Origin of the sequence: Acinetobacter sp. Gutcm_16, assembly GCF_028649355.1 — a bacterium.
GTDB classification, from domain to species: domain Bacteria; phylum Pseudomonadota; class Gammaproteobacteria; order Pseudomonadales; family Moraxellaceae; genus Acinetobacter; species Acinetobacter johnsonii.
The window spans coordinates 40,792-66,343 of record NZ_JAQSUV010000028.1 but is presented as its reverse complement, the minus strand read 5'-3'; the positions used below and the strand labels follow the sequence as shown (position 1 = coordinate 66,343).

At 40.2% G+C, this 25,552-nt stretch carries 22 protein-coding genes; 5 read left to right on the top strand and 17 right to left on the bottom strand.

Annotated features, from left to right (window positions below; all coding sequences use genetic code 11):
• The 6 genes from PTT44_RS07110 to PTT44_RS07085 form a co-directional block, all read right to left on the bottom strand.
• Positions 1-950 (bottom strand): citrate/2-methylcitrate synthase (locus PTT44_RS07110; protein WP_273795553.1); only part of this gene is annotated, 950 nt, incomplete at its 3' end.
• A 2-nt stretch (positions 951-952) separates the two neighbouring features.
• The gene (gene prpB / locus PTT44_RS07105; RefSeq protein ID WP_062033198.1) at positions 953-1,837 is read right to left on the bottom strand and encodes a methylisocitrate lyase; all 885 of its coding nucleotides are present in this window, start codon (positions 1,835-1,837) and stop codon (positions 953-955) included.
• Between the two features lie 42 nt (positions 1,838-1,879).
• Positions 1,880-3,511, bottom strand: coding sequence for a long-chain-fatty-acid--CoA ligase (locus PTT44_RS07100; RefSeq protein WP_168159306.1), 1,632 nt, complete (start codon positions 3,509-3,511; stop codon positions 1,880-1,882).
• Positions 3,512-3,979: 468 nt separating this feature from the next.
• Positions 3,980-5,005 (bottom strand): AraC family transcriptional regulator, encoded by a 1,026-nt coding sequence (locus tag PTT44_RS07095; protein ID WP_273795585.1) that lies wholly within the window; start codon positions 5,003-5,005, stop codon positions 3,980-3,982.
• 199 nt (positions 5,006-5,204) lie between these two features.
• Positions 5,205-7,040 carry a DUF1302 domain-containing protein gene (locus tag PTT44_RS07090; protein ID WP_168159308.1) on the bottom strand — a complete coding sequence of 612 codons (1,836 nt, stop codon included), beginning with the start codon at positions 7,038-7,040 and terminating at the stop codon, positions 5,205-5,207.
• 291 nt (positions 7,041-7,331) lie between these two features.
• The gene (locus tag PTT44_RS07085) at positions 7,332-7,919 is read right to left on the bottom strand and encodes an RBBP9/YdeN family alpha/beta hydrolase (RefSeq protein ID WP_168159309.1); all 588 of its coding nucleotides are present in this window, start codon (positions 7,917-7,919) and stop codon (positions 7,332-7,334) included.
• A 344-nt stretch (positions 7,920-8,263) separates the two neighbouring features.
• Here PTT44_RS07085 and PTT44_RS07080 point away from each other — a divergent pair, with 344 nt between their 5' ends.
• Entirely contained in the window at positions 8,264-9,364 is a 1,101-nt protein-coding gene (locus PTT44_RS07080) for an OmpW/AlkL family protein (protein WP_168159310.1), read from the top strand.
• Positions 9,365-9,685: 321 nt separating this feature from the next.
• Positions 9,686-10,702: an AraC family transcriptional regulator gene (locus tag PTT44_RS07075; RefSeq protein WP_168159311.1), complete on the top strand. Its 1,017-nt coding sequence runs from the start codon at positions 9,686-9,688 to the stop codon at positions 10,700-10,702.
• Positions 10,703-10,869: 167 nt separating this feature from the next.
• Here PTT44_RS07075 and PTT44_RS07070 read toward each other — a convergent pair whose 3' ends face one another.
• The 8 genes from PTT44_RS07070 to PTT44_RS07035 all read right to left on the bottom strand — a co-directional run bounded on the left by PTT44_RS07070 (position 10,870) and on the right by PTT44_RS07035 (position 18,499).
• Positions 10,870-11,898 carry a YeiH family protein gene (locus tag PTT44_RS07070; RefSeq protein WP_168159312.1) on the bottom strand — a complete coding sequence of 343 codons (1,029 nt, stop codon included), beginning with the start codon at positions 11,896-11,898 and terminating at the stop codon, positions 10,870-10,872.
• The gene (locus PTT44_RS07065) at positions 11,891-12,217 is read right to left on the bottom strand and encodes a Rieske (2Fe-2S) protein (RefSeq protein ID WP_168159313.1); all 327 of its coding nucleotides are present in this window, start codon (positions 12,215-12,217) and stop codon (positions 11,891-11,893) included. Before PTT44_RS07065 ends, PTT44_RS07070 begins: the two co-directional genes overlap by 8 nt.
• Positions 12,214-12,867 carry a DsbA family oxidoreductase gene (locus PTT44_RS07060; RefSeq protein ID WP_168159337.1) on the bottom strand — a complete coding sequence of 218 codons (654 nt, stop codon included), beginning with the start codon at positions 12,865-12,867 and terminating at the stop codon, positions 12,214-12,216. The genes PTT44_RS07065 and PTT44_RS07060 overlap by 4 nt, the downstream gene beginning before the upstream one ends.
• A complete protein-coding gene (locus tag PTT44_RS07055; protein WP_168159314.1) occupies positions 12,867-14,207 on the bottom strand; it encodes an MFS transporter in 1,341 nt (446 codons plus the stop codon). The genes PTT44_RS07060 and PTT44_RS07055 overlap by 1 nt, the downstream gene beginning before the upstream one ends.
• Before the next feature lie 150 nt (positions 14,208-14,357).
• Complete coding sequence (locus PTT44_RS07050; RefSeq protein WP_168159315.1) at positions 14,358-15,461, bottom strand: 3-keto-5-aminohexanoate cleavage protein; 1,104 nt, start codon at positions 15,459-15,461, stop codon at positions 14,358-14,360.
• Positions 15,462-15,522: 61 nt separating this feature from the next.
• Positions 15,523-16,371: a TauD/TfdA dioxygenase family protein gene (locus PTT44_RS07045; RefSeq protein ID WP_087014966.1), complete on the bottom strand. Its 849-nt coding sequence runs from the start codon at positions 16,369-16,371 to the stop codon at positions 15,523-15,525.
• 24 nt (positions 16,372-16,395) lie between these two features.
• The gene (locus tag PTT44_RS07040; RefSeq protein ID WP_168159316.1) at positions 16,396-17,382 is read right to left on the bottom strand and encodes a quinone oxidoreductase family protein; all 987 of its coding nucleotides are present in this window, start codon (positions 17,380-17,382) and stop codon (positions 16,396-16,398) included.
• Positions 17,383-17,905: 523 nt separating this feature from the next.
• The gene (locus PTT44_RS07035) at positions 17,906-18,499 is read right to left on the bottom strand and encodes a TetR family transcriptional regulator (RefSeq protein WP_168159317.1); all 594 of its coding nucleotides are present in this window, start codon (positions 18,497-18,499) and stop codon (positions 17,906-17,908) included.
• 115 nt (positions 18,500-18,614) lie between these two features.
• On the opposite strand from PTT44_RS07035, the gene PTT44_RS07030 reads away from it, so the two are divergent.
• Positions 18,615-20,105 (top strand): MFS transporter, encoded by a 1,491-nt coding sequence (locus tag PTT44_RS07030; RefSeq protein WP_168159318.1) that lies wholly within the window; start codon positions 18,615-18,617, stop codon positions 20,103-20,105.
• A gap of 1,004 nt (positions 20,106-21,109) precedes the next feature.
• Here PTT44_RS07030 and PTT44_RS07025 read toward each other — a convergent pair.
• On the bottom strand, positions 21,110-22,150 hold the full coding sequence (locus PTT44_RS07025) for a nucleotide kinase domain-containing protein (RefSeq protein ID WP_273795584.1): 1,041 nt from the start codon (positions 22,148-22,150) through the stop codon (positions 21,110-21,112).
• A gap of 259 nt (positions 22,151-22,409) precedes the next feature.
• On the opposite strand from PTT44_RS07025, the gene PTT44_RS07020 reads away from it, so the two are divergent.
• Both PTT44_RS07020 and PTT44_RS07015 read left to right on the top strand, forming a co-directional pair.
• Positions 22,410-23,711 (top strand): hypothetical protein, encoded by a 1,302-nt coding sequence (locus PTT44_RS07020; RefSeq protein WP_273795583.1) that lies wholly within the window; start codon positions 22,410-22,412, stop codon positions 23,709-23,711.
• Entirely contained in the window at positions 23,711-24,424 is a 714-nt protein-coding gene (locus tag PTT44_RS07015; RefSeq protein ID WP_273795582.1) for a dCTP deaminase domain-containing protein, read from the top strand. Before PTT44_RS07020 ends, PTT44_RS07015 begins: the two co-directional genes overlap by 1 nt.
• A 10-nt stretch (positions 24,425-24,434) precedes the next feature.
• Here PTT44_RS07015 and PTT44_RS07010 read toward each other — a convergent pair whose 3' ends face one another.
• Both PTT44_RS07010 and PTT44_RS07005 read right to left on the bottom strand, forming a co-directional pair.
• Positions 24,435-25,058 (bottom strand): hypothetical protein, encoded by a 624-nt coding sequence (locus PTT44_RS07010; protein WP_273795581.1) that lies wholly within the window; start codon positions 25,056-25,058, stop codon positions 24,435-24,437.
• A gap of 6 nt (positions 25,059-25,064) precedes the next feature.
• On the bottom strand, positions 25,065-25,517 hold the full coding sequence (locus PTT44_RS07005) for a TIR domain-containing protein (protein ID WP_273795580.1): 453 nt from the start codon (positions 25,515-25,517) through the stop codon (positions 25,065-25,067).
• Between the last annotated feature and the right edge of the window lie 35 nt (positions 25,518-25,552).

Here is a 25,552-nt window from a genome sequence, read left to right as displayed (position 1 = left end):
GATGCATGGAAGAAGTCTGCGTTACAGAATAATTTCTTCTCACGCCACATCACTTCTTCACAACGTACTGATACTGGATAAAGAACCGTGTCACCGACATCTTTGGCTAAGCGCTCTGACCAGATTTTGATGATGCCATTACGTGGGTCATTGTCTTTGTAGATTGCATGTCCAAAGCCCATGATCTTTTCTTTACGTTCCAATTTGCCCAGCATTTCTCGCTCAGCTTCTTCAGGGGACGTCCAGTTTTCAATCATTTCCATCGCTGCTTCGTTTGCTCCACCGTGTAATGGACCCCGCAGTGAACCAATTGCACCGGTGATGCATGAATGCATATCGGATAAGGTTGATGCGCATACACGTGCGGTGAAAGTCGATGCGTTGAATTCATGCTCTGCATAGAGGATCAGTGATACGTTCATCACTTGTTCATGCAGTTCATTTGGTTTTTCACCACGCAGCAGGTGTAGGAATTGAGCACCGATTGAATCGTCATCAGTGTTTTCTTCAATGCGTACGCCATCATGGCTAAAACGGTACCAGTAGCAAATGATTGCTGGAAGCGTTGCGAGAATTCGGTCTGCAACATCTTGCTGTTCGGCAAAGGATTGTTCTGTTTCTAGGTTGCCCAGCATCGATACGCCTGTGCGCATCACATCCATTGGGTGTGAATCTGCTGGGATACGCTCAAGGACTTCTTTGAGTGCTTGTGGCAGTTGGCGCAGTGATTTGAGTTTAGCTTTGTAAGCGGTGAGCTGTTCTGCTGTGGGTAGTTCACCAAAGAAGATCAGGTAGGCCACTTCTTCAAACTGGCAGTTTTCAGCGAGGTCTTGGACGTCATAACCACGGTAGGTTAAACCTGCCCCGCTTTTGCCTACGGTTGATAGTGCTGTCTTTCCTGCGACTTGTCCGCGCAATCCTGCGCCTGTGAGGACTTTTCCTTCAGCCATTTTTAATTCTCCTGTTTAAACAGCTTGTCTAATGTGTTTTCAAAGGTGTGGTAATCGAGAAATTCGTAGAGTTCTTTGCGCTGTTGCATTTTGTCGAGGACGTTGACTTGGGTACCGTCATTGCGAATGGCATGCATGACTTCCAGTGCTGCCTTTTGCATGGCACGGGTCGGTGACAGTGGGTACAGCACCATCGAGATGCCTTGTTCTGCCAGTTGTTCTTTGGTGTAGTATGGGGTATCGCCAAATTCGGTGATGTTGGCTAGTACAGGGACACCAACTGCATCACAGACGGTTTTGTACATGGTAATGTCAGTCATTGCTTCAGCAAAGATCGCATCAGCACCGGCTTCTACACAAGCACAGGCACGGTCAATCACCGCTTGTAGGCCTTCTTTTTGTAGAGCATCGGTACGTGCCATCACCACAAAGTTTGCATCGGTTTTGGCATCGACAGCCGCTTTGACGCGGTCGACCATTTCTTGTTGGGTGACGATTTCTTTATTTGGGCGGTGGCCACAACGTTTTTGGGCCACTTGGTCTTCGATGTGAACTGCGGCTGCCCCTGCGGCAATCATTTGTTTCACAGTGCGGGCAATGTTAAATGCCCCACCCCAACCCGTGTCGATATCGACCAGTAACGGGGTGTCTACACGTTCGGTAATCCGGCGTACATCTTCCAAAACATTATCCAGACTGGTCATGCCTAAGTCAGGCAATCCATAAGAGTAGTTGGCTACACCAGCACCCGAAAGGTAGATGGCCTTGTAGCCCACCTGTTTCGCCATCATTGCTGCATAAGCATTGACTGTACCGATAATTTGTAATGGTTTTTCCACTTCCAGTGCTTGTCTAAATCTTAAGCCTGCAGATTTTTGTTCTGTCATCGTCCTTTCCTTGAAGCGTTATGAATGAATGTGAAGTGCTGTTTATTCCACTGCGAGTAAAATTGAGCCATAACTTGCTCGTAAATCTTTTTTAAGGACTTTGCCTGTACCACCAACAGGAATGCTATCCACAAAAACTACGCGATCGGGGATTTGCCATTTTGCAATTTTGCCCGTGTAATAATTTAAAATTTCAGCTTCTGATACCTGACTGACTGCGGTCTTTTTCGCGATGAGGACTGGTCTTTCATCCCATTTTGGATGGGTCGCGGCAATAACTGCCACCATGTCAATTTCAGGATGTGCGATGGCAATATTTTCCAGCTCAACCGAGGAAATCCACTCTCCGCCCGATTTGATCAAATCTTTAGAACGGTCACTGATGACCATATAGCCATCTTGGTTAATGGTTGCCATGTCTCCCGTGTCAAACCAACCATCTGCGGTAAGTGCATTGCTAAATTGATCGAAATAAGACTCTACAATCCAGTGCCCTTTAATTTGTAAATGTCCTGTGGTTTTTCCATCTGAAGCCAATTCGGTACTACTCTTTTCAGCCTCACAAATTCGAATGCTGACCCCAAACGGTGGGCGGCCTTGTGCGTAACGTAAGCTCGATTGCGCCGAGTCATCCAACTGCAAATGTTTAGCCTTGAGTTGATTCACCACGCCCAAAGGACTGGTTTCTGTCATGCCCCATGCATGAATGGTTTCACACTGAAAATCATATTTAAACGTTTTAAGCATTGACGGTGGACAAGCAGCACCGCCGACCACATTGCGTTTTAAGCTGGCGAGTTTGCTGCCAGATTGCTTCGCTGCTGTAAGCAGCCCTTGCCAAATGGTCGGCACACCTAAAGCCGTCGTCACTTTGTATTGATCAATCAACTGAACCAAGCTTGCGCCATCTAACATCGGCCCAGGTAGCACCATACTACAACCGACCATGGCCGCTGCATACGGTGTCCCCCATGCATTGACATGGAACATAGGAACAACTGGCAAAATGCAATCTTGCGCTGAAAAATTAAACGAATCGGGTAAACAGGTTGCGTAACTATGCAAAATAGTAGAACGATGACTATATAAAACCCCTTTAGGATTCCCGGTCGTACCCGAGGTATAACACAGTGAACTGGCTTTAGTTTCATCCAGTTCAGGCCACTCAAAATGTTCACTTTGCTGTGCGATTAACTCATCATAAAACAGCACTTCAGGTAAGGCTTTTTGAATGTCTTCATCATAAGCATCGAGGCAGATAAAATGCTCTACATAGGGAATGGATAGTTTAATTGACAATACTAGATTTAGAAATGTTTTATCAAAAATCAAAGCCTTATCATTTGCATCATTGATAATATAACTGAGCTGCTCAGGAAAAAGTCGCGGGTTAATGGTATGGCAAACCAGTCCACTGCCGGATATGCCGTACCATGTTTCTAAGTGACGATGATTATTCCATGCAATAGTGGCCACACGGTCGCTGACCGCAAAACCAAACGACTGCAACACATTGGCAAAGCGCTTTGAGTTTTTAGCAATTTGTCCCCAGTCTGTATGCAGCATCGACCCATCAGTATTTTTAGAGATAATGGCTGTATCTGCATGATAACGAGCAGCATGTTCAATCAGGCTGCTAATCAACAAAGGTTGAAACATCATATTTCCAATCATCAGAAACTTCCTTTTTTAAAATCTTTTTAGACTTATTGTTTAAGATCCGCATATCATCGGTCTTGGTCATTTGTTTTTTAAAATACTGTCTTTTTCCATCTTCATTTTGTCATTTGGTTGCGTTATTTAGTCATTTGGTCACTTATACACAAAAAACTTAAATCTTCTAATTTATTGTTTTAATTAATTATTCATACAAATATTCAATATTATAAAAAGTGATAATTAACTCAAAACTAATCTGAGAGACATGCACCTGATTTCATATAATTTTTTAAAGCTTGAATGAAAAACACGTTGCGTAAGGTCAAGCAGGAATAGAGCTACACTCTAGAGAATTCAAGAAAAGACGTCTTATGAGAAATTTAAGAAGATAGTGCAAATGTGGACAGATTGAATGATTTTAAGCACCCATCAAATGCCGAAAGCATATTTTAAGAAATAAGAATGAAGCTTAATCTGCACACTTTAAGCATGCAGATTCATCCGTCTCCAACGTCCAGGGGTAATGCCATACCAACGCTTAAATGCGCGGGTGAAATTGGCTTGGTCGTCATACCCCACTTGATTGGCCACTTCAATAATCATGAGTTTTTTGTTTTTAAGTAACTCCGCAGCAATTTTCTTGCGTGTCGCTTCAAGCAAGGCTTCAAAACTGGTCTGATGTTTATTTAAATAACGGTACAAAGTAAAACGGTGAATCGAAAAATATTCAGCCACACGTTCGACATTACAACTTCGGTGCGGCAATAATTCCTCAATAATTTTACAAATCTGACCAATCATGTCGACACGATCATGGCTTTGCAGTTCAGATAAATGCTGACGCAAGAATTGATCTAGCTGATGATCATGCCCTGCTCTTTTTTGATCGAGTTGTTCCTGCGGAAATAAAATTTCGTGCTGTGACTGACTAAACCACACAGGACAGCCAAATGCTTTTTCGTACAGATGCGCACACTTAGGCTTCGGATAAGAAATGCGCACCAAGGCTGGACGCCAAGATTTACCCAAAATCAGCTCGATAATAGACACCATCGCAACCAAATAAGCAGTTTGATATTGCTCTTTTCCGGGAATGTCACCATCGATATGCATGCAAATCCGTGCATAACCATCATCCTCTTTCAAATCTAACTTTTGCCCTCTGTACCACATACTGCCGTATTGAAAGAGGCTCTGCATGGCATCCCGCATGGTCGCGGCATTCAACACCAGAAAACGTAATGGCCCAATATTTGAAAATTGTGCTTTTTTTCCAATGACTAAACCCAAATGATCACAGCCTGTTAGTGCTTCAACGGCTTGAAAAATACTGCCCTGTGTTTGCAGAGAAATCGGCAATAAATTGTTTTTTAAGTCTTCGCGCTGAATCCCAAAATGTTCAAATACAGTACGTGCATCAAAACTATGTTCTTCTAAATAGTTGGCAATCAGGTTCAAAATACCGATGGGATTAGACTGTGGTTGTCGTGTTAAATCGATACTGTGCATAGTTCCCTCTATATATGTCGATATATTCAGCACATGACTGCCTGATATGCCTATTCATTTTGAATATTTAATACTTCGAATATGCTTTCAAAATTTGGATTGCACTTCAGCCCAGTTCAAATGCAACGAATCATGGTCTGTTTAGACCATGATTCAGATGAGCCGAATCTTCACTTGCAGACAAATATCCTAGCTCTTTTTAAAAATTCACTTTGAATGCGAGTGAGGCAAAATCTCGGTCATCGATGGTACTGAAATCATTTGAACCAAAGAAACTGGTATAAGCCATTTCTGCGGTATATCGTTGGCGGTATGTGGCAGACACCGCTGCGGCAACACTCATTTGACCTTCCTGAAAATTTTGGCTAAAACCATCGACATCATGACGGAACAACACACTCGGGGTAATGACAGTTGCAGGCAGCAAATCTTTATAGACTAAAGCACCGCGTAAACGGTATCCGTATGACCATTCTGTAAAAAAGCCTTCGGTATTACAGAAGCGTTCATTTAAACGGTCAATTTCATCATTGGACAGATGTGCTGTTCCATAAGGCGTACATTGGTTTGCTTTGGTTTCTGGATCATAAGCACCTGATGATAACTCACTACGTCCAAAAGCACCGACACGACCAAAACGGTTGTTGCCAATCTCACCGATGTGATTCACCGCCAATTCGGCAGCCCAAGTAAAGGTATTGGCTCCAAGGACATTTGCTAGGCTATTCCCTGCACCGAGTGAAAACTGGGTCACGGGTGCACGGGCATAACCTTGTAAATATTGCCCAAAATCTGCCGATGTTCCTGCATCTGTTAGTGGCGTATTTTTGTCTAAGACTTGTGCATAGACAATATCTGTCCCATTAAACTGCAAAGGCTGGTTGGGTTTATGGGTTAACTCACTAAACACAGAGGTCGTACCGACTTTGCCTGCCAAGCTAAGTCCATACATTTTGATGTCTTCAGGATAGATCGAGAAAAACTGTGCAGTACTAAAGTTTGCAGGTCCTACCGCAGTTACGGCTGTCCCGTCAAAATTCGCAGTTCGATTGTGATAATTTGCAAAATATAGCCCAAGCTCAGCATTGTTCAACTTGGGCAACGTTTGCTTTAAGGAAAAACCATACTGTCCGCTGTCTTTGGCATAACGACTTTCACTACGCGGAATATAAGATTTGGAATCTAAAGCCGTGTCGGTAAGTTTATCGCCTGGCATCACAGTAATGACGATCGGGCCGCAGTTTTCTGGCACAAAGTCTGAAATGGCAAAGAATGTCCCACAGCCATCCACCACAGACGGTCTAAACTTAAACTGATAGAAACCTTCAAATTTCAAATGTTCATTGATTCCTGCTTCAAAGGAAAACATTTCAGTTGGAATCACACGCTCTCGTGCATCACCACCGGGACGATTCATTGCAGCATAATCAAAAGCGCTGACACTATTGAGCCCATTTTGGAAGAATTGTGATTTACCCCACTGCAAGGTATGTTTGCCCAGTTTAATATTGGCACTTTGCCCATTATCTAAAGCAAAATTTTTCCAAACATAGGCATCCCACAAGTCGATGCCCTTAAATTTCGCCAGTCGAGGCCACGCTGAATCATCAAAGGCTTTTAAATCGCCTTCACCTGTTTCATAAGCATGGTCATACCAATATTTCGCACTGACCACTGCACCCTGCTGCTTTCCTTTTAAATTCAGCTCGCTAAAACCTTTCACCACTTGTGAAATCACATCGCCTTCATTAAAGTTCACGCGACCGTCATCACCATTGATATCAATGCTATGGCCTTCTTTTCCAATATGGTTTGCATCAGGTTTATAGACCAGTGAACTAGACGCCTCTTGGGTACTCCAGTTTGTCCCAAAGCTAAGAACGGTTTTGGTTTCAAGCTTCCATTCCTCATTGAGATCAAAACTCGCTGCTGAAACTTCCGAGATCACCAAAGCAAGGCTTAAACAAAGAACCGTTTTTTTCATCAATGAAATATGATGATTTTGTCTGTTTAAAGACACAAATTGACCGACCATATCATCTCCATATCGATATGATTTATTTTTAAATACTGTGTTTTATTTCCATACAAACGCTAAAAATTACTGGCGATTACACCTTCATATGCCACAAATAACGTTTCACTAAATTCAACATCTTCTCTCCATATCTCTATTTATTCTGTAAAGCCATCCTTTGGCTCGGGATTTAAATTAACTGTTTTAAAATGTTCAAATTTGTCTTTTGGTCATGCAAATTAGTCTTTAGGTCATTTGCATGGATTGAGTTTTCGAGATTGAAACTCAAAGGTGAAGTCTGTCTCTCGATTATGAAACTTGCTCAATAGACAAAGCATCCAACTGCAAGATCAATTGTTCCGCCTGAGGCCAATCGCCAAAACCTGCTGCTGGGTTCAAATGACCTACAGCACCAGCATTGACCAACTGACTGCCCCATGTCTCTGCCATTGCCTCAACGGCTTGATATTGTGCTAAATGGTCGTTGGTACTCGCCACCACGATGCTTGGAAATGGCAGTTTTTGATTCGGTAATGGACTCCAGCCTTCATTTTTAAGAATCTCAGGACTTGGATAATGCTCAGGCCAGCTTTCCGCCAAGTCTGGTGGTGTAACAAGCAACGCCCCTTGAATATCATGCTGATGCAACGCAGCCCAATGTACAGTCATCAACACACCTGCGCTATGCGCCACCAAAATAACCGGCCCTTCGATTTTTTTTAGCTCGGCTTCAATGCGTACGACGCGGTTTGCGCAATTCAACTTGTCTGTTTCTGCTGGCGGGACAGCACGAACTTTTACGAGTTTCGACTCAAGTAATGTTTGCCAATGTGCAGCAACGTGATCACGCAAACCCGGAATAATGAGGACCGTTGCCTGTGTAAATATTTTTTCCATGGATACACCTATTTAAGCCTGCTGCTTTTTAATCAATGCGGCGCATTGTTGTATCCAACATAGAGGGATGGTCGCCAATTCGATATACATAGGACGACATTCGCTTTTCATTTGATGACAAATCATCAAATCTATAACATTTTAGAATGCACTCTATAAACAATTTAAATATTTGATTTTAATAAAATTAGTGAATTATGTAGTTTAATTTATGCAACACATTTCATGTTTTTCTTCAAATTTTGCCGATTGCTTAAAAAAATAACTGACTCAATAATACGCTTGCGTTTCAGAAAGGATCCGCTGAAACCATAAAAAAAATAGCAAATGAAAAGGAAATTAAAATGAGTCAAATCTGTAAAATAGTCGTGCCTTTTGCATGCCTATTGTCAGTAAATTTTGCTTATGCGGATTCTACAAACTTTAAACGCTGGGCAGTCAGTGCAGGTTGGATGCATGTTATGCCTCAGGGGAAGGCGAACTCCACCCATGTCACAACCGCAGTTGAAGAAGGCGGTAGTTATGGTGTTGGATCTTTATATGGAGCCGATCTGGGCAAATATGCAATCAACAGCAAAGAGCTGACAGGCATGGGCAAAATCATGTTTGATGCCTTTGTCCGAAATAGTCAGAAAGATCCAAATTATAAAGTACCTGACAATTTTATGAATGGTGCCAGAGCTGATATCACGGGCATTTCGGACTATACTGCCGACGGTGGAATGGAAATTGATGATACTGACACACTAGGTCTAACTTTAAGCTATTTTGTTAATGACAATGTCTCTTTAGAGTTGGTGGGTGGTATTCCTCCTAAAGTCGATGTCAAAGGTGTGGGTGAAATTCGCGCAACGGCTTTATCTACGTCGAATTCATCTCACCTACCTGCACATACACCACCTACCTATTTTGATGGTTTAGAACTGCTCAAAGACACTTTAATTACAGACCTTGGTGCGCATGGCACGGTGGCTGAAGTGACTGCGTGGACACCAGCAGTAACTGCAAAATACCACTTCGGCACTTCGGGTAAAAATAAGTTCCGCCCATTTGTAGGCGCGGGTGTGGTGTATGGACATTTCAATAAATTAAAGCTCAACGGTGGTGTCGAAGAAGATCTCATCCAAGCGGGCTACATGATTGATAATATTTTGAATGACCGCGCTGGTGAAGCACTACATGGCGGCAAAGGTAGCTCTACGGCTACTCCTGAGGTGAAGGTCAAAACCAGTGATGCCTTTGCACCTGTGCTGACCGCAGGTTTTACTTATGACTTTACCGACCGTTGGTTTAGTACAGGTTCACTCAGCTATATGCCTAACTTTAATAACGTCGCAACTGTGACTGTCACCGACACCTCTACAGGCCGACAATTAATTAAGTCCACCACCAAGATTGATCTCGACCCATTAGTGACTTATGTCGGGGTTGGCTATCGTTTCTAAGTGGTAGAAAATACTGAACCTCTCAAATGAAACATCGCATTCAGATTTTGATCATCTCAGGCAGGTCATTTTGCCCACCCAAATCAATCTCTGAAAATGCTCTCGTTTGAGACTCTAGCTATCGCATTTTATTTAAAGGCTAATTCTTATTCGGTATAGGAATTAGTCATTTTTAAATCTGAACAGTTTCTTGATAAAATAAAGGCTATTTTAATCAAAAATCCGCACAACTTAAGTACAGAAACTGATACTTTTATAGTACTGGATATTGCTTAAAATAAGTTCAGTCAGGACGACTGAAGTAAAAATAGGGAGCTTAAAGTGATTCCACTTGCCCATACGGCTGTACTCAAAAATTATTTGAATGTTAGCCAACAATTCAATTTCAATCCTTATTATTTGCTTTCTAATGCAGGACTTAATCCTGCGCAGCTCAATGACCCGAAACAACGTATCCCTGTCGACAAAGCCATCGCGCTGTTAGAACAATCTGCTGAAATAAGCGGCTGCGAAGTATTCGGACTGCTTATGGCGGAACAACGCCAAATTGCCGACTTTGGTGAATTGAGTCTACTGTTAAGTTATCAGCACACTTTGCGAGATGCACTACAAACCATTGTTATGTATAGAAACTTTATTAACAATGCGCTTGAGATGTATATTGAAGAAGCTGGGAATACGGTGATTATTCATTTGGAAGTTGTTGGCGCATCAACCGAATACAGCCGCCAAGCCATCGAATTGGCTTTGGGTGTGACTCATCGTTTTTGTGCCATGTTACTTTCACAAAAGTGGCGTCCTCTGGGTGTACATTTCACCCATAGTGCACCACAAAACTTGGCTATTCACCAACGAGTTTTTGGTTGTTCTTTAGAGTTCGGTAGCGAATTTAATGGCATTGTTTGTACTGTAGCAGAGCTAGATAAAGCCAACCCACAAGCCAACACCGCCATGGCAGATCATGCGAAGCGCTATCTTGATATTGATTTGCTGCAAAATGAAAATGAATCCTCCATTATTTTCGATATTCGAAAAAGTATTTATCTCCTTTTACCTATGGGACGTGCCACGATAGATCAAGTGGCACATTTACATGGAATCAATGTCCGGACCTTACAGCGCAGATTAGAGGCGTCTCAAACCAGTTTTAGTATTTTAACCAACGATGTGCGTCGGGCTTTGGTCTTCCGCTATCTGCAAAATATGAACTACTCTTTGGGACAAGTCTCAGACATTTTGGGCTATTCTATGCCAAGTTCTTTCACCCGTTGGTTTATTGGTCAGTTTGGCGTTTCACCCCTAGCTTGGAGAAATGACCATAAGACCGCTACTCATTAATAATCGCGTGAAATAGATCTACTTCAAAATAAAGCTGATTCATTTTATTTGAATGAATCAGCTTTAATCATTTAAAAGTCCGTGTAATACATAGCATTTTGCCAATCAGTGCGCTTCAATCACTGACTGGCAAATAAGTTACTGAGTAGCTCAATGTTGTAACATCATTAGAACATCCAATGCATCAGTAAAAGTACCAAGACCACAAGGAAAATACTCTCGCCTACCATCAATAAGATCGGTTTGATACCAACCGTAGCAAGTTCTTTAAACTGTGTTTTCATGCCCAACGCACTGATGGAAATAATCAAACACCAGCGCGATAGCTCATTCATACCACCTTGAACCACCACAGGCACCCAGCCTGTACTGTTTACACAGGCCAAAATTAAAAATCCAACAGCAAACCATGGCAATAATGGCGGACGTGGCCCCGTAGACTCTACGCCTTGCATACGTGTAATCATGGCTGCGCAAATAATCACAGGCAATAACATCGCCACGCGCATGAGTTTGACCACCGTTGCGGTATCACCAGTTTCAGTCGACATGCTATAGCCCGCACCGACCACCTGAGCAACATCATGAATGGTTGCGCCCAAGAATACCCCTGCTTCGGTTGGTGACAAAGCCATCCATTCTGCAATCATCGGATACACAATCATGGCTATGGTCGACAGCGCTGAAACGCCAATCACCGTAAATAATGTCGCCTTTTCTTTTTGTGGATGGTTCGGTAAAGCAACCGATAAAGCCAGTGCTGCTGAAGCACCACAAATGGCCGTTGCACCGCCTGTCAACATACCAAACAGTTTTTGAAAGCCTATTAACTTTGCAACGATAATTGAAACTGAAATCGTGACAATAATTAAGGTAATCACGAGTGCAATAGGTTGCCAACCCAATGCGGTGATTTGCGCTAAAGTGATCCGCATTCCGAGCAGTGCAATGCCGATACGCATCACCGTTCGTGCGGTGAACTCAATGCCTGCTTTACAACGGCCTTCAACCGACAAAAAACTCAGCCCCATACCCAGTAATAAGGCAAACAGCATAACAGGAGCACCATAGTGTTCCGATAAAAAACTTGCTGCTGCTGCTGCCACCAAGCTGATACTAAAACCAGGTGCCAAGGCTTGGACTTTTTGACGAATATTATCTGCATAACTGAGGCTGAATTGGCTTGAACTATTCATGTTGTTCTCCACTATCTAGCATGATCAACACCTGATCACCAACCTTCTGTACAGGATAAGACGCAACACGGAGTTTCGTGGAATTGAGTAGGTAGCCACTGGCTAAGTCAAAACGCAGCCCGTGCGCACAACATTGGATGACTTTTCCTTCTAACTTGCCACCACATAAGGATGCACCTTGGTGCGGGCAACTATCATCAATCGCATATAGCTGATGCGCAACGTTAAACAAAGCCAATGTCTTATCACCAACTTGCAAGAAGCAGCGTTCACCTAAAGCAGGGACTTTGGTTTGAGGGACTTCAAAATGTGTAGTCATGCTATTTCTCTCCGTTCGACCAGAGCATCGAGCATGGCTTGATAAAGTTCATCCGCAGGACGGACACCGACCATGGCAAAGCTACGATCAAAAACAAAATACGGCACGCCTTTCCCTCCCGTATCACCATTAAAAAATGGCATATGCGGTTTCTGTAAAAGTGCATCAATCAGCTCTTCAGAAAAACCGCAATACGTGGCAATTTTACGCAACACCTCAGTGTCACTAATATTTTCTGAATGATGAAAATAGGCTGAATATAGCCCTTCGAGCAGTCGATCACTCTGGGCTGCATCACATATTTTGTTTGCATTTGCATAAAAACTATGTGCTTTGGCTGTATTTGGCATACGTGGAATACGGTCAAAGTCGAGATCAATTGAAACCGCTTTAGCCGCCTCACGAACTTGTGCTTGGCGCATGCGGACAGCAGTCATACTGCCCAGTCTTTGTAAGTAAAATGCATTAAAAGGAATGCCATCCACAGGAATATGTGGCAAAAGCTGCACCCCCTTCCACTGATGTTTCACAATGACGTCGGGATGGCTATATCGTAATTTTTCTATTGCGACCTGTAACTGACGTTTCCCGATCATGCACCACGGGCAAATAAAATCAAAAAAAACTTCAATATTGATTTCACGAGTCATCACTTATCATCCGTATCTAATGCTGGGTTGTGTTGAATATTTAGCGGTATTGCCTGCGCATTAAAACGGGCAACATCGCGTACATAATGTTGTTTTGCGTAGAAAAATACCGCCGCAGCTGCAATGCTCATCAGCGGCATCAGTTGAAATGCACTATGTAGTCCAATCAGATCTGAAACTTTGCCGACCACTAAAGGCCCCAAAGCTAGACCTAGGAAATTGTTGGCTAAGGTTAATGTCGCAAAAGCGGTACTATGAACCGAGTTATGTGTGAGGTTTGCGACCATGGCGCTCGATGGACCATTGGTGCCAAGTGCAATGAACATCCCAAGGCAGATCATGAGTAACTGTGCATTACCCGCAGGCATTGCAAATGCAATGGATAACAACACACAGCCGATCAAGCAAAATGCGATGGCTAAAGTTACTTTGCGAACGGGACGATCTCGACCTAAGCGGTCACATAACATACCGCAGAGAATGGTGCCCACTGCGCTACTGAGTACGATAATGGCTGCAATTAACCCAGCTTTATCGGTGCTCATACCGTAGTAACGGTTGAGATAACTCGGGAACCAAACGATCACCGTGCCACCCACAAACAACTGCAAACCACTGCCAATATAAGTCGCAATGACTGAGCGGCTGGAATAAATAGAACGTAATGGGTTGGTCAATTTATCGTGTTTTTGTTCTGCGCGAAGTTGGCGGCAAGTCTTGCCAATTTTTGTTTCTTTCACAATGACTGGATATAAAAAGGCCAGAATCAGCCCAAATACGGCCATGCCTGCAAATGCCCAGCGCCAACCGAAATGCTCGGCCATCACACCACCCAGCGCCATGCCTAGAAATGAGCCGAACACGCCACCCGCCATAAAAGCACTGGCTAAAGTAGCACGCATATCGCGAGGGAAAACCGCAACCACGACAGCAATACCAACACTGCCATACGCTGCTTCACCCACACCGACCATAAAACGCGCTATGAACATTTGTTCATAGTTTTCCGCGACAGAGCAACCTAAAGTGGCCAAACTCCAAAGCACGGCCATGAGTGTTAAGCTTTTCACCTTGCCAAATCGATCTGCCAAAATGGATAAAGGCAACGTCAATAAGCCGACCATTAAAGCCACAATGCCACTGAGTAAACCCAGCTGACTATCGCTGAGCGTCCATTCACTTTTGATCAAAGGAAAGACCGCATTGAGCACTTGGCGTGACATATAGTCAGAAATGAGCAAGCCAAAAGTTAAAGCAAAAACCAACCACGCATACTTACGTGGTACATCAATCGATGTATCTAAACCATCTGTAGAACTGGCATATTGATGCGCGCCCATACGACCTCCTTGTGTTTCTTATACGTTCTAATTCTCATTCTTCATAAAAATTGCACTTGATCCGCAGCACAATCATCTTTTTAACTAAGTCCGAGTCAACATTCCATTTGACTCGGCTTATGTTCATTTACTTGTTTTAATCGTGACTTGTTAACCGACTTTACGATTCATTTCATATGAGTTTTGCTCAGATGCAACTTCATGAATACGTTGCGGAACACCTTTTTGACCTGCTTTACGGTTCGGTGCCATACCATTGGCCAGCAAGGTTTCTTCAATACTGTTGTACTGCACACCAATGCGGTAGATCTCACGCGCTTCTTTACCAGTCGCCACTTCACGACCCAATTCATGGGCAATCCGAACAGTTTGTTGAATTTGCTGCACAGAACTAAAACGCTGTCCACGGTGATCAATAATCGTATCTTCATTCCCCACACGTGCATGCAAGCCCATTGCCATAGACATGGTGTTGAACGGCAGTACATTTTTCAGTAATGACTCTGAGGTTAAGGTGCAGCCGTCTGGAACACGGTGAATAAAGTTAAAGAAGTTAAATGGATTTGGACCATCAAAACCACCACCAATGCCAATCCATGTCAGGTTCAATGGCCCCATGTATAAGCCTTTACGCACCATACGTTCTAAGGTTTCAAGACCATGCATACCAGTTAGCTGAAAGTGTGGCTGAATCCCATTTTGAGTCAGACGCTTTAAGTGTTCGGTCAACCATGCAGGTCCCGCAGGTACAGTCATTTCTGCATAAGCTTCTTGAATTGCAGGATGCTCAAGTGACGTGCCTTTTAAGTACTCTGGGTACAACAGCTCCATAATATTCATTTGCGTGGTGTTCACTGCAACCGTAACCTGATCAGGTTTCGGGGTCAGTTCTGCCAACATATGACGGGTATCATCACTGAGCCAAAGCGCAGCTTCACCTTCGCTTTCAGGTGCAAATGAAATTGAGCCACCGACCTGAATAATCATGTCAGGTACCGCTTCACGCACGCCTGCGATTAGCTCATTGAACTTAGATAAGCGCTTTGAGCCTTTGCCATCCAGCTCACGTACATGCAAGTGAAGTACGGTTGCCCCTGCTTCATAGCACTCCACTGCTTTTTGAATTTGCTCGTCCATCGTAACAGGGATGTCTTCTGGAAAATCTTCTGGCATCCACTCTGGGCCGTAAGGCGCAACCGTAATCACCACTTTATCCATGTTTTCTGGGTGCAAAGAATCGTCAAAGAATTGCATGTGCATCTCCCTTTATTAGTGTTCAAATTGTGAATTTAGTTAAGTATTTTAATGTTCAGACTTAGTAAGTCTGGTCGCCAATAATGCCCGCACGTTCCATTTTTCGGTGGCATGCAGGATAGTCCATCACAGCATAATGCTGTGTGCTACGGTTATCCCAAATGGCAATACTGTTTGGCTTCCAGCGCCAACGAACTTGGTATTCTGGAATTGAAGCTTGTGAAATGAGGTAGCGTAGTAAATCTGCTGCGCCTGGATTGGCATCTTGCCCAAAACGAACGCGCTCTTTGGTGTGGTAGTTGGTAAAATGCGTGGTAAATGCATTCACATACAGGATTTTTTCGCCTGTTTCTGGGTGAGTCCGTACCACTGGATGTTCGGCATCGGGGAACTGCGCTTTCAATGCTAAACGCTTTTCAATTGGCATTGCTGCACCAAAGCTCGCTTCGATACTATGACGTGCACGCAAACCATCAATTTTAGCTTTGATCTCTTCAGGTAAGTTTTCATAAGCCAAAATCATATTGGTCCACATGGTGTCTCCACCGACCTGTGGTGCTTCTACACAACGTAATACACAACCCATTGGCGGAATTTCACGCCAGCTGGCATCGCTATGCCACGCATTTTCATAACGATCGATCGGACTATCTGGGCTTTTATAAATTTGCACCAAACCCGGATGATCTGGATGACTACCGACAGCTGGATGATCTTCCAATTGCCCAAAACGCTCTGCAAATGCCACATGTTCAGCACGAGTTAAATCTTGATCTCGAAAAAACAACACTCGATGCTTAAGAAGGTTAGAGCGAATTTCACTAAATAAATCTTGATCGTGAATCGCATCTGCCAAATTTATGCCGCTGAGCTCTGCACCAATATTGCAGCTTAATTGTTCAATTTGCATAAGAAATCCTTTCTAATAACAAACTTAAATAACGAAAATAGATGAACCCGTTGTTTTACGTGCCTCTAAATCACGATGTGCTTGCACGGCATCTTTAAGTTCATAACGTTGATTAATTTCAATTTTGATTCGACCACTTGCGACATGGTCAAACAGCTCATTGGCCAAAGCTTGCTTTTCAGCAGGGTCAGCAATGTAATCTGCCAGTGCAGGGCGCGTGATATAAAGCGAGCCTTTCATAGCAAGCAGCACTGGATTAAAATCTGGAATCGGCCCTGATGCAGTACCCACGCATACCATTAAACCGCGACGCTTTAATGAATCTAATGACAACATAAAGGTATCTTTACCCACACTATCAAAGACCACATTGACACCGATGCCATTCGTTAATTCGCGCACACGCTCTGCTACATTTTCATGGCTATAGTTAATGACATGGTCACAACCATAAGCTTTTGCAATCGCCGCTTTTTCGTCAGATGACGTTGTACCAATCACGGTTAAACCCAGCAACTTCGCCCACTGTGAAACGATTAAGCCCACACCACCTGCCGCGGCATGTAATAAAATCGTGTCACCCTTTTTAAAATCATAAATACGACGCATGAGATAGGCAGACGTCAAACCACGCATGGTCATGGCAGCTGCAGTTTCACATGAGATACCTTCAGGAAGTTTGATCAGAACATTTGCGTCAATTAATCGTGATGTGCTGTAAGCACCCAAGGTATTTAAAAAGCCGGTATAAGTGACACGGTCGCCCACTTGAAAGTCGGTAACACCCTCACCTACGGCCTCAATCACACCAGAAGCCTCTACGCCCATGCCATTTGGCAGTGGAATTTGGTATGTACCGTCACGGAAATAAGTGTCAGCATAATTTAGCCCTACTGCCACATGACGTAGAAGAACTTGCCCTGCGGCTGGCTTTCCTACTTCTATATCTTCGTAACGCATTACTTCAGGAACACCCGATCCATAGAATCGTATTGCTTTATTCGACGTCATTTTTCTATCCATGCTATATTTTTATTCAGTGATTAATCACACATCAAAACTACAATACTCAATAGAGCAACACTTTACATAAGGCGACATTCACTTAGCATTTTACGACATCTCTATATAGCTAGGCGATCCAAACTGCTTAAAGTCTTTTACATATAAATTATTTAAAATCAATTACTTTTACTATAAAAATCGCTTATTTAAATACTTATATGGTTACATTTGAAATGAATGCTTTGTAGAAAAAATTTATTAATTCATGCTGCACTTTAAAGTATCCAGCAGTTCACCGAATTTGAGCAACAGTAAGTCACCACTGAACGTCCCGTGACTTTTTATTTTCAAACTATCTTAGAGCTCGATACTAAAAATAGAGATAAGAATTAGATGATTTAGCAGGTATGACTCTCTCGACAAAGCACGAGGTACAGATTCTCCCACGTGCTGGACTAATGTTGATTAAACAAAAGCTCATGGTGTACGAAGACCGAATGTCTTAAACAATTAAACATCGCGCTGGAACTTACTGGTATTGAAACAGTTCCATTTTAAGTACTATTTCAACATGGTGCTTAAAAGAATGCTGATCTAGGCCCTTTAAGCCGAGTTGATAGATCCCCTCTAAACCGCAAACAAAAGCAATCAAACGCCATGCAATGTCTTGACTTGAACTTGCTGTAGGAACTTTAAATTCTTGCTGAGTAATCCCCTGATCAATGGTAGCCACTAAAGAATTATGCCATTGTTCCATTGTTACGTTATAAGCTTTTTTAATTTCCTGATCCTGATCAATTAAAATCTCAGCCTCATTCCATAAACGTAAATAAGGTTGTGTTAGTTCAATATTTTCAATACCTAGCAATAAAAATAGGCGTTCAAGACTACTATTGGTTGTGATTTGATCTTCCACTTGATCCAGCTGATTCATCAACTCAATAAATACTTCAGCTTTCAAGTGTGAGCTTGATTGAAAATGATGATGCACCTGTCCAGTCGAAACTTGGGCTTCAGCGGCAATCCTACGCACAGTTAAACCATTAAGACCTTCTAGTAGTGCCACGCGTTTTGCTGCATCTAAAATCATCGTACGACGCTGTTCACGGTTTAAATAGTTCATTGCATTAGTATTCAACAGATTTTACAAAACAGATATTAAACAAAGTTGGACACTTGTTCAAGTATGGATATAATAAGCAGACTTGAACAAGTGTCCAACTTTAATTAGGTGTTTTATGTCCCGCAAATGGGTGATTTTGGCAATCATCGTACTCATTTATTTACCTGTTTCAATTGATGCAACAGTACTCCACGTTGCAATCCCGACATTGAGTTCAACCCTCTCTTTGTCAGCCAATGAAATGTTATGGGTCATTGATATTTATTCGCTGATTATGGCTGGGCTAATTCTTCCAATGGGCGCGTTGGGAGATCGCATTGGCTTTAAGCGCCTGATGTTAATTGGCGCAAGTATTTTTGGTGTGGCTTCATTGATGGCCGCTTTTGCCAATTCAGCTTATATGTTGATTGCAGCCAGAGCCTTTTTAGGTGTCGGGGCAGCCATGATTTTACCGGCAACTTTGGCTGGTGTTCGAAACACCTTCTTAGATGAAAAACAGCGAAATTATGCTTTAGGAGTTTGGGGAACCGTTAGCGGTGGTGGTGCTGCTTTTGGTCCACTTTTAGGTGGCTTTATATTGGAACACTTTTCATGGGGTGCGGTATTCTTCATTAATGTTCCTATTATTATTCTTGTACTCATATTGACAATATGGCTGGTCCCTAAACAAGCAGTTCAAACCAAACAGCCTTTGAACCTGTTACAAGCACTGATCTTAGTGATCGCGATTTTAATGCTGATCTATTCGATTAAAACCTCGATCTACGCTTTTAATTTTTGGATAGTGTTGGTTTTTGCTGTTGGATTATGCTTATTTGTAGGCTTCGTTCGGCATCAACTCCGTGCAGTTCAACCGATGATTGACTTTAGCTTATTTAAGAATCCTGTCATCTCAACCAGTATTGTGATGGCAATGGTCGCCATGATTGCACTGGTAGGTTTTGAATTATTGCTTTCTCAAGAATTACAGTTTGTGTATGGCTATACACCGCTTGAAGCGGGTCTCTTTATTTTACCGTTTATGATTGCTATCAGTATTGGCGGGCCTTTCACCAGTGTTCTGATGAATCATTACGGTTTGCGTCCTGTAGCGACAGTAGGCATGTTGATGTGTGCTGTATGTTTTTTTGGTTTAGCCATGACCGATTTTGGTACACATTATATTCAAGCTTGGGTATGGATGGTGTTGATGGGTATCAGTGTTGAAATTGCATTATTGTCTTCTACAGCAGCCATTATGTCAGCCGTTTCCCCTGAGAAAGCAACCGCAGCTGGAGCAATTGAGGGTATGGCTTATGAGCTCGGGGCTGGTTTGGGAGTTGCTATTTTTGGATTGTTACTTTCACTATTCTATGCACAATCCATTGTTTTACCAGATACCCTACCTTCAAACATGCTTACTGAAGCAAGCTCTTCAATAGGTGAGGCAATCTCACTGCTTCGACATTTGGACCCAACGTTGATGCAAGAGCTTAAACAAGCAGCTTCAGACGCTTTTATTCATTCACATAGTAAAGTGCTCACTATTTCAGGTGTGATGTTTTTAATTCTCTCTGTCTTTGTTTGGCGAGCCTTACCAGATAAAGCTCAATCTATTGACTCCTAAATTCCATATAATATTCAATCACTTATAATTAATAGTAACGAAGCTTTATGCAATAGCTTGCATAAAGCTTCATTCAACTTATCAGCACGGCTTGATAACTTGAAATTTTAAATGATGAATAGTCACTAAAGTTTTAGACATGAGTTATTTATAGATCTTCAATTACATTTAGTATTATGACATTTTCAATATTTTTAGGGTCGTATTTGATTTTTACGCTTTTTCCAACAGCATATTTTGCAGTATCACTTTTTCTCATGATAACTTTAAATTTCTCCGTGAGAATTTCATTTCCATCGATGTTGAGACGCAACTGCATAAAAAATAGCGGTTGATATTGAACTTTAATAAAAGAATCTAAGTAATAAACAATTTCAGCCTCTGTCTCTTTGCCTCTTATAGACCTACAGATCTTATAGTAAATATCTTTTAATAATATTTTCCAGAAAACTAATATTACAAGCCCGCCAATTATGAACGAGAAAAAAAATGAGTAACGGATTCACCAAATAAGCCCTCATAGAGACCAACTTGCCTTAGCCAATCTCTATATTAAAAAGACATTTAGGAAATATGAGATTGATTCAGATGGTCATAAGTCAGAATTAAAACCTTCAAAATGAAATTCAATAACAAGACAACATTATAAGTATGTAAGCTTTTTGATTTTTTAATTGCTTACATAGTGCTTACAAGAAATTAACTATAAAAAAACCACTTAGGATTAATACACCTAAGTGGTTGATATATATGGTGGGCCCACCGTGACTTGAACACGGGACCAACGGATTATGAGTCCGTATTTTCAAAAAAACATTTACAATTAATCAATCACTTATAACGCTTGCCCTTATTTTTTAAGTATAAAATCAATGTAACTAAACCTCATTCTACATACGAATTGACACAATAATGACACATTAAAATTTAGTTGTTGAATGTGTTTCATATCTAAATAATCGCCTTCTAATTTAATTAAAGATCAGAGGCAACTATCTAGAAATCTACAAAGTGAATGACTGAGCTATTTTTTCATTAATATTCCATTTAGGTGGAAACCAGGGTTGTTCAATCTCACCTGTATAATTATACTTTTGCTTAATACGTGTTCTACCAGATACACCCATGATCTCCGGATGAGCAACTCTAGAATATTTATCAACTTCACAAAATAAATTTTGGCAATCAATCAATTGCAATGGTCTCCCCCATAGAGATTTAAAACTTAATCCCAATCTACTAAACTCTTCTTCTTGGTGATCTGCCATTAATTGTATTAATTCTTGTTCATTAAATTTTTTGTTATCTTTAAAACATTTTCGTAAACCATCACGAGCTCCAGGACCCGGCACAACAAACTCCATCTCTGAAAAATTTGTTATCTCACTATAATTTATATCAGTCACAAACTGATATGCTAAAAAATCACCCATTGTTGGATAAGATTTAATTAGCTCAAACGCTTGCTTCATTTTATTAGTTTTAGCTAGCTTACCAACTAAATTATCACTCATCATTTTCTGCAATAATTGCAGGTGATTTTGATGTTTCCGATCAAATCCAAAAGAACTAGCAGGTGGTATAATATAAGCTGCTGAATAAATCCTAAACTTACGTTCCATAGCTTTTTGTAAGACTTTATCATAAGCATCAAAGCTATAATCTTTAAAACTAATCGATCCGAAGCTTTGTTCAAGTAACTCCCAAGTTTCTATTTTATTGAATAATTTAAAAAGCATAATACGAAAGAAAATTTCTTCAGCAGAATTAGGGAGATCATCTCTATAAATCACATTTTTAATTAAGTATTGACTTACGCGGTCTGATGCACGGTAAGCATTTGTGAATTTGTGAACATGAAGTACTGGATCCTGTGTCCATGGCCTCTCTTCCTGATTTAATCTACTAAAATAAATATCTTGCCTTTTACAAGCAAAGTTCCAATAAGTTTCATAGGCTACTGACAGATCAAATGATTTTAGATAATGAAGATAATTAGTGTTACCTTGATGAGAGGAATTTACTTGCTGTTTTTTATAAATCACTACTTACAACTCAACTAAAATACTTTGATAAATCAATTACATAAATAAAAAATAGATCAATTATGTAATGCTTTAAAGTTATTGTACAACAGTTTTTATATGCATATCTGTCATCATTTTACAAATTAACTCCTCGAAATTTCGTTTTTTCTATTATATGTCAGCTCAAAATTTCAGATATAAACTATTTATAAATCAAATATTTCAATGTAAAATTGTACTTTTTTAAATCATTACACTAAATTGGATATAGCTATCAATGAATTTTGAGGAATCTTTAAATTTTTTAAAAAATTATCTGCTTATATCACCAGTATTATGCTATCTAATTTTCACCTTACAACTTATTTATAAGCGCTATTCTAATAATGCTTCTACAGATCAAATCTTGGAGCAAGAAAAATTGATAAAGGAATTTAGAACTAAATTTACTAAATCCTCATTAAACCAAAATATTCAGAATAGAGAACTTTTTGCACAAAAAATATCCAAAAAGCCCAATATTAGCGGTCGCTTCATAGCGTTTGCTCTTAAACATGAAATTCCGAATATTAACTACATTATCTATCTCTTAAGTTTCTCAAGTGATTTTGTTAAAGTACCTGATATTGAAGGAAATAATTATTTAAAAATTATCAAACCTAAGTGTGAAGTAGTTTTCAAGGGAATGGGTTCACCACTTATTATTGGGATCATTACATTATTATTTATCAACTTTAATTATCTTTATGAACCACTATCAAGTATTTGGATTTACGCATTTTTTTTCATCGTATCTGTTATTTTATTATCGAAAGGCTTTCCCTACCTAGCCGTCTATCTATTTGAAAAACATGCAGAATTTTCAGATTACAATGAAAAAAAATGTCGTTTTCAAAAATTATGTTATCTTATAGAATGTGCTATGAGTAAATCTGGTTCTTCGTCTATGTCTGTTAAACAAATCCTTAAAAAACTTGAAACAAAACAAATAGCTCATGATGATCGCTATCATAAAGACGTTTGGGTTTTAAGTACTCAAGGTAAAGTAAAGCATATGGCTGCTCATATAGGTAAATACAGTGGGCAAATATTAGAACAAATTCGAGATCCTCAAGATTTAGTAAAAGTTCGTAAATATGTGCTTGATTCTTTAATAATTAACTTTTCTTATGCAAACATTTTTACTTATCGTTTAAGTAACCATTTAGCCGCGGCCCACTTACAGCTATCATCGTTAGACGACTTAAGAAACAGTATTGCTCAAGAGTATTTATCTCGTAAAGGATATACAAAAGCAAAGGTTGAGCATGGCTTAGATCTTGCTATGGATATGTGTATTCTTGCAAGCCAGATACTAAAAAGTGTTGAGTCATTGGATCATGTCGAAGATCATCCTTTTAGACCCAATTTTAATAAATATACAGTCGAAATTTTTGAAATTCTCATAACCCTAGCCTATATTTATGATATTTCAAATATTGATGCTCTTATTTCAGATAGAATGTATGAAGTTGAAAATCGACATGAATTCTTTGACGATTACGGCAATTATAAAGATGGTTACAAGGATATTAAATAATGTTCTGGAGTGGTAATCGTTTAAATACAGAGAAAAGGATTTTAGTTCCAAATCATCCTAATACAGCAATTGATTGTGCTTCTCTAGTTTTAACAATTGGGTCTGAAGTTTATATCACCCCTAATTCCGAAAATGATAGTAAGGTTAAGAGAATACTTACAGTAGAAGAACCTCAATTTATAATTCCTAAAGGGCAATTTGCTCTTCTGATCACAGAAGAAGAAGTTCATGTTCCAAATCAAAATATTGCCTTTATTTCTTTTAAAGCTAAATATAAATACAAAGGTCTAATAAATGTATCAGGCTTCCATGTAGATCCAGGCTGGAGAGGTAAACTTACTTTTTCTGTCTATAATGCTGGTCCAAGTGATGTGGTCTTAGAAAAAGGAAATCCTTTTGCCTTAATCTGGTATGCAGATTTAGATCAAAATGGTATTACTAATGGAGATTATTCAAGTAATAATTATGTAAAAAAAGACAAACCTATTACTACTATCTCTAGCGATAAGATTACCGACATGACTGGTGATATATTTTCACCATTCAAATTAAAAAAAGATATTGATGATCTTAAAGAAAAATATCATAAAGAGATAATTGATATTAGGAAAGAAGTTCATGCTATAGAAGGGAAACTACTCATAAGAACTGGACTTCTTATTTTTACGTTTATCTCTTTGGTATTTATTATGATAAGAATTTTAATGAAATGATAGTTGAAGATTAAAATTGGAAAGTAAGTTGAGGAGTTTTTTGTGAATGCAATCTAGTCCATTCCAAAGGTGAGCCATTTATCCCTAAATCATACTCACTTAAAAAATTAATTAAAAAATCATCGTGTAAATCACTATTTACATATTTGTGGCCTGGACCTACCTTAATAATCTTACGAAGATTTTCAGGAATTATTACAGCATTCCCTCCAAAATAATAAAAATGTTCGCTAATTAGAATACTTTCTGTCTTCGTATCAGTAGCAACATTTAGCTCGTTAATGCTTCCATCCTCATTAGAATGATGTGATGCTATTTGAACCCATTCAGAATTTTCCTGATGATAGATATTATCGCCATACTGAAATTTCCTGCTACGCTCTAAAATGGGCCTCTTAATAAGAAATCTTTTATCCCCCCAATACTCATCAAATGTTAATTTTTCTGTAACTTTCATTGCAAAGACTAACTTATTAGAATTACCTGTTGATTTAGAACTTGTGCCAATTATCCAATCTCCAATAACAGCACTTTTTCGAATATCAGGTTTGCAGGTAGCTAGAGTGCAGTAATCAAAAAAAGGATTAGGAGCAAAACCATAATCTCTTCTTACTACATAGGAAATAATCTTCATGTTTTATTATCCACAGAGATGTCTTGCAACATTTGGTGAATTGTATCCTTCAAAAATACTATCCCCATTAACTGCGTTAACTAAACAATTACTATTCCAACCGACGATTGCATTAGCGTAATTCTCAAGCTGTTCTGGTACTTCGCATCCCTGATGACCATGAGCCCAAACACCTACAATATTTAAGCCTAATTTTTGTGCATACTCAATTTCCCAATTTACCCAATGACTGTTTTTAGTTTGAGGAGTTATATAAACCATTAGAGTTGAACATTGCTTTATTCGTGGAGCTAAAATTTGGTACTTAATGTATTCCTCAGCCTTGGCACTATTCGGTTTATTGGAGTTTATAGAGAAGTCCCTAATTTCAAACCCTTTAGTTTTCATTAGATCTTTTGTCTTTTTTAGACCATCATCATCTTCATGTATATGACTTATAAAGATATTTTTTTTTGCCATAGAGCATACCTCATATTTTTTTGAATAGTAGTTGC

Coding starts and splice junctions, on each gene's coding strand:
- prpB (WP_062033198.1), bottom strand. CDS start 1,837: ATGACAGAACAAAAATCTGCAGGCTTAAGATTTAGACAAGCACTGGAA.
- PTT44_RS07100 (WP_168159306.1), bottom strand. CDS start 3,511: ATGATTGGAAATATGATGTTTCAACCTTTGTTGATTAGCAGCCTGATT.
- PTT44_RS07095 (WP_273795585.1), bottom strand. CDS start 5,005: ATGCACAGTATCGATTTAACACGACAACCACAGTCTAATCCCATCGGT.
- PTT44_RS07090 (WP_168159308.1), bottom strand. CDS start 7,040: ATGGTCGGTCAATTTGTGTCTTTAAACAGACAAAATCATCATATTTCA.
- PTT44_RS07085 (WP_168159309.1), bottom strand. CDS start 7,919: ATGGAAAAAATATTTACACAGGCAACGGTCCTCATTATTCCGGGTTTG.
- PTT44_RS07080 (WP_168159310.1), top strand. CDS start 8,264: ATGAGTCAAATCTGTAAAATAGTCGTGCCTTTTGCATGCCTATTGTCA.
- PTT44_RS07070 (WP_168159312.1), bottom strand. CDS start 11,898: ATGAATAGTTCAAGCCAATTCAGCCTCAGTTATGCAGATAATATTCGT.
- PTT44_RS07065 (WP_168159313.1), bottom strand. CDS start 12,217: ATGACTACACATTTTGAAGTCCCTCAAACCAAAGTCCCTGCTTTAGGT.
- PTT44_RS07060 (WP_168159337.1), bottom strand. CDS start 12,867: ATGACTCGTGAAATCAATATTGAAGTTTTTTTTGATTTTATTTGCCCG.
- PTT44_RS07055 (WP_168159314.1), bottom strand. CDS start 14,207: ATGGGCGCGCATCAATATGCCAGTTCTACAGATGGTTTAGATACATCG.
- PTT44_RS07050 (WP_168159315.1), bottom strand. CDS start 15,461: ATGCAATTCTTTGACGATTCTTTGCACCCAGAAAACATGGATAAAGTG.
- PTT44_RS07045 (WP_087014966.1), bottom strand. CDS start 16,371: ATGCAAATTGAACAATTAAGCTGCAATATTGGTGCAGAGCTCAGCGGC.
- PTT44_RS07040 (WP_168159316.1), bottom strand. CDS start 17,382: ATGACGTCGAATAAAGCAATACGATTCTATGGATCGGGTGTTCCTGAA.
- PTT44_RS07035 (WP_168159317.1), bottom strand. CDS start 18,499: ATGAACTATTTAAACCGTGAACAGCGTCGTACGATGATTTTAGATGCA.
- PTT44_RS07030 (WP_168159318.1), top strand. CDS start 18,615: ATGTCCCGCAAATGGGTGATTTTGGCAATCATCGTACTCATTTATTTA.
- PTT44_RS07020 (WP_273795583.1), top strand. CDS start 22,410: ATGAATTTTGAGGAATCTTTAAATTTTTTAAAAAATTATCTGCTTATA.
- PTT44_RS07015 (WP_273795582.1), top strand. CDS start 23,711: ATGTTCTGGAGTGGTAATCGTTTAAATACAGAGAAAAGGATTTTAGTT.
- PTT44_RS07010 (WP_273795581.1), bottom strand. CDS start 25,058: ATGAAGATTATTTCCTATGTAGTAAGAAGAGATTATGGTTTTGCTCCT.
- PTT44_RS07005 (WP_273795580.1), bottom strand. CDS start 25,517: ATGGCAAAAAAAAATATCTTTATAAGTCATATACATGAAGATGATGAT.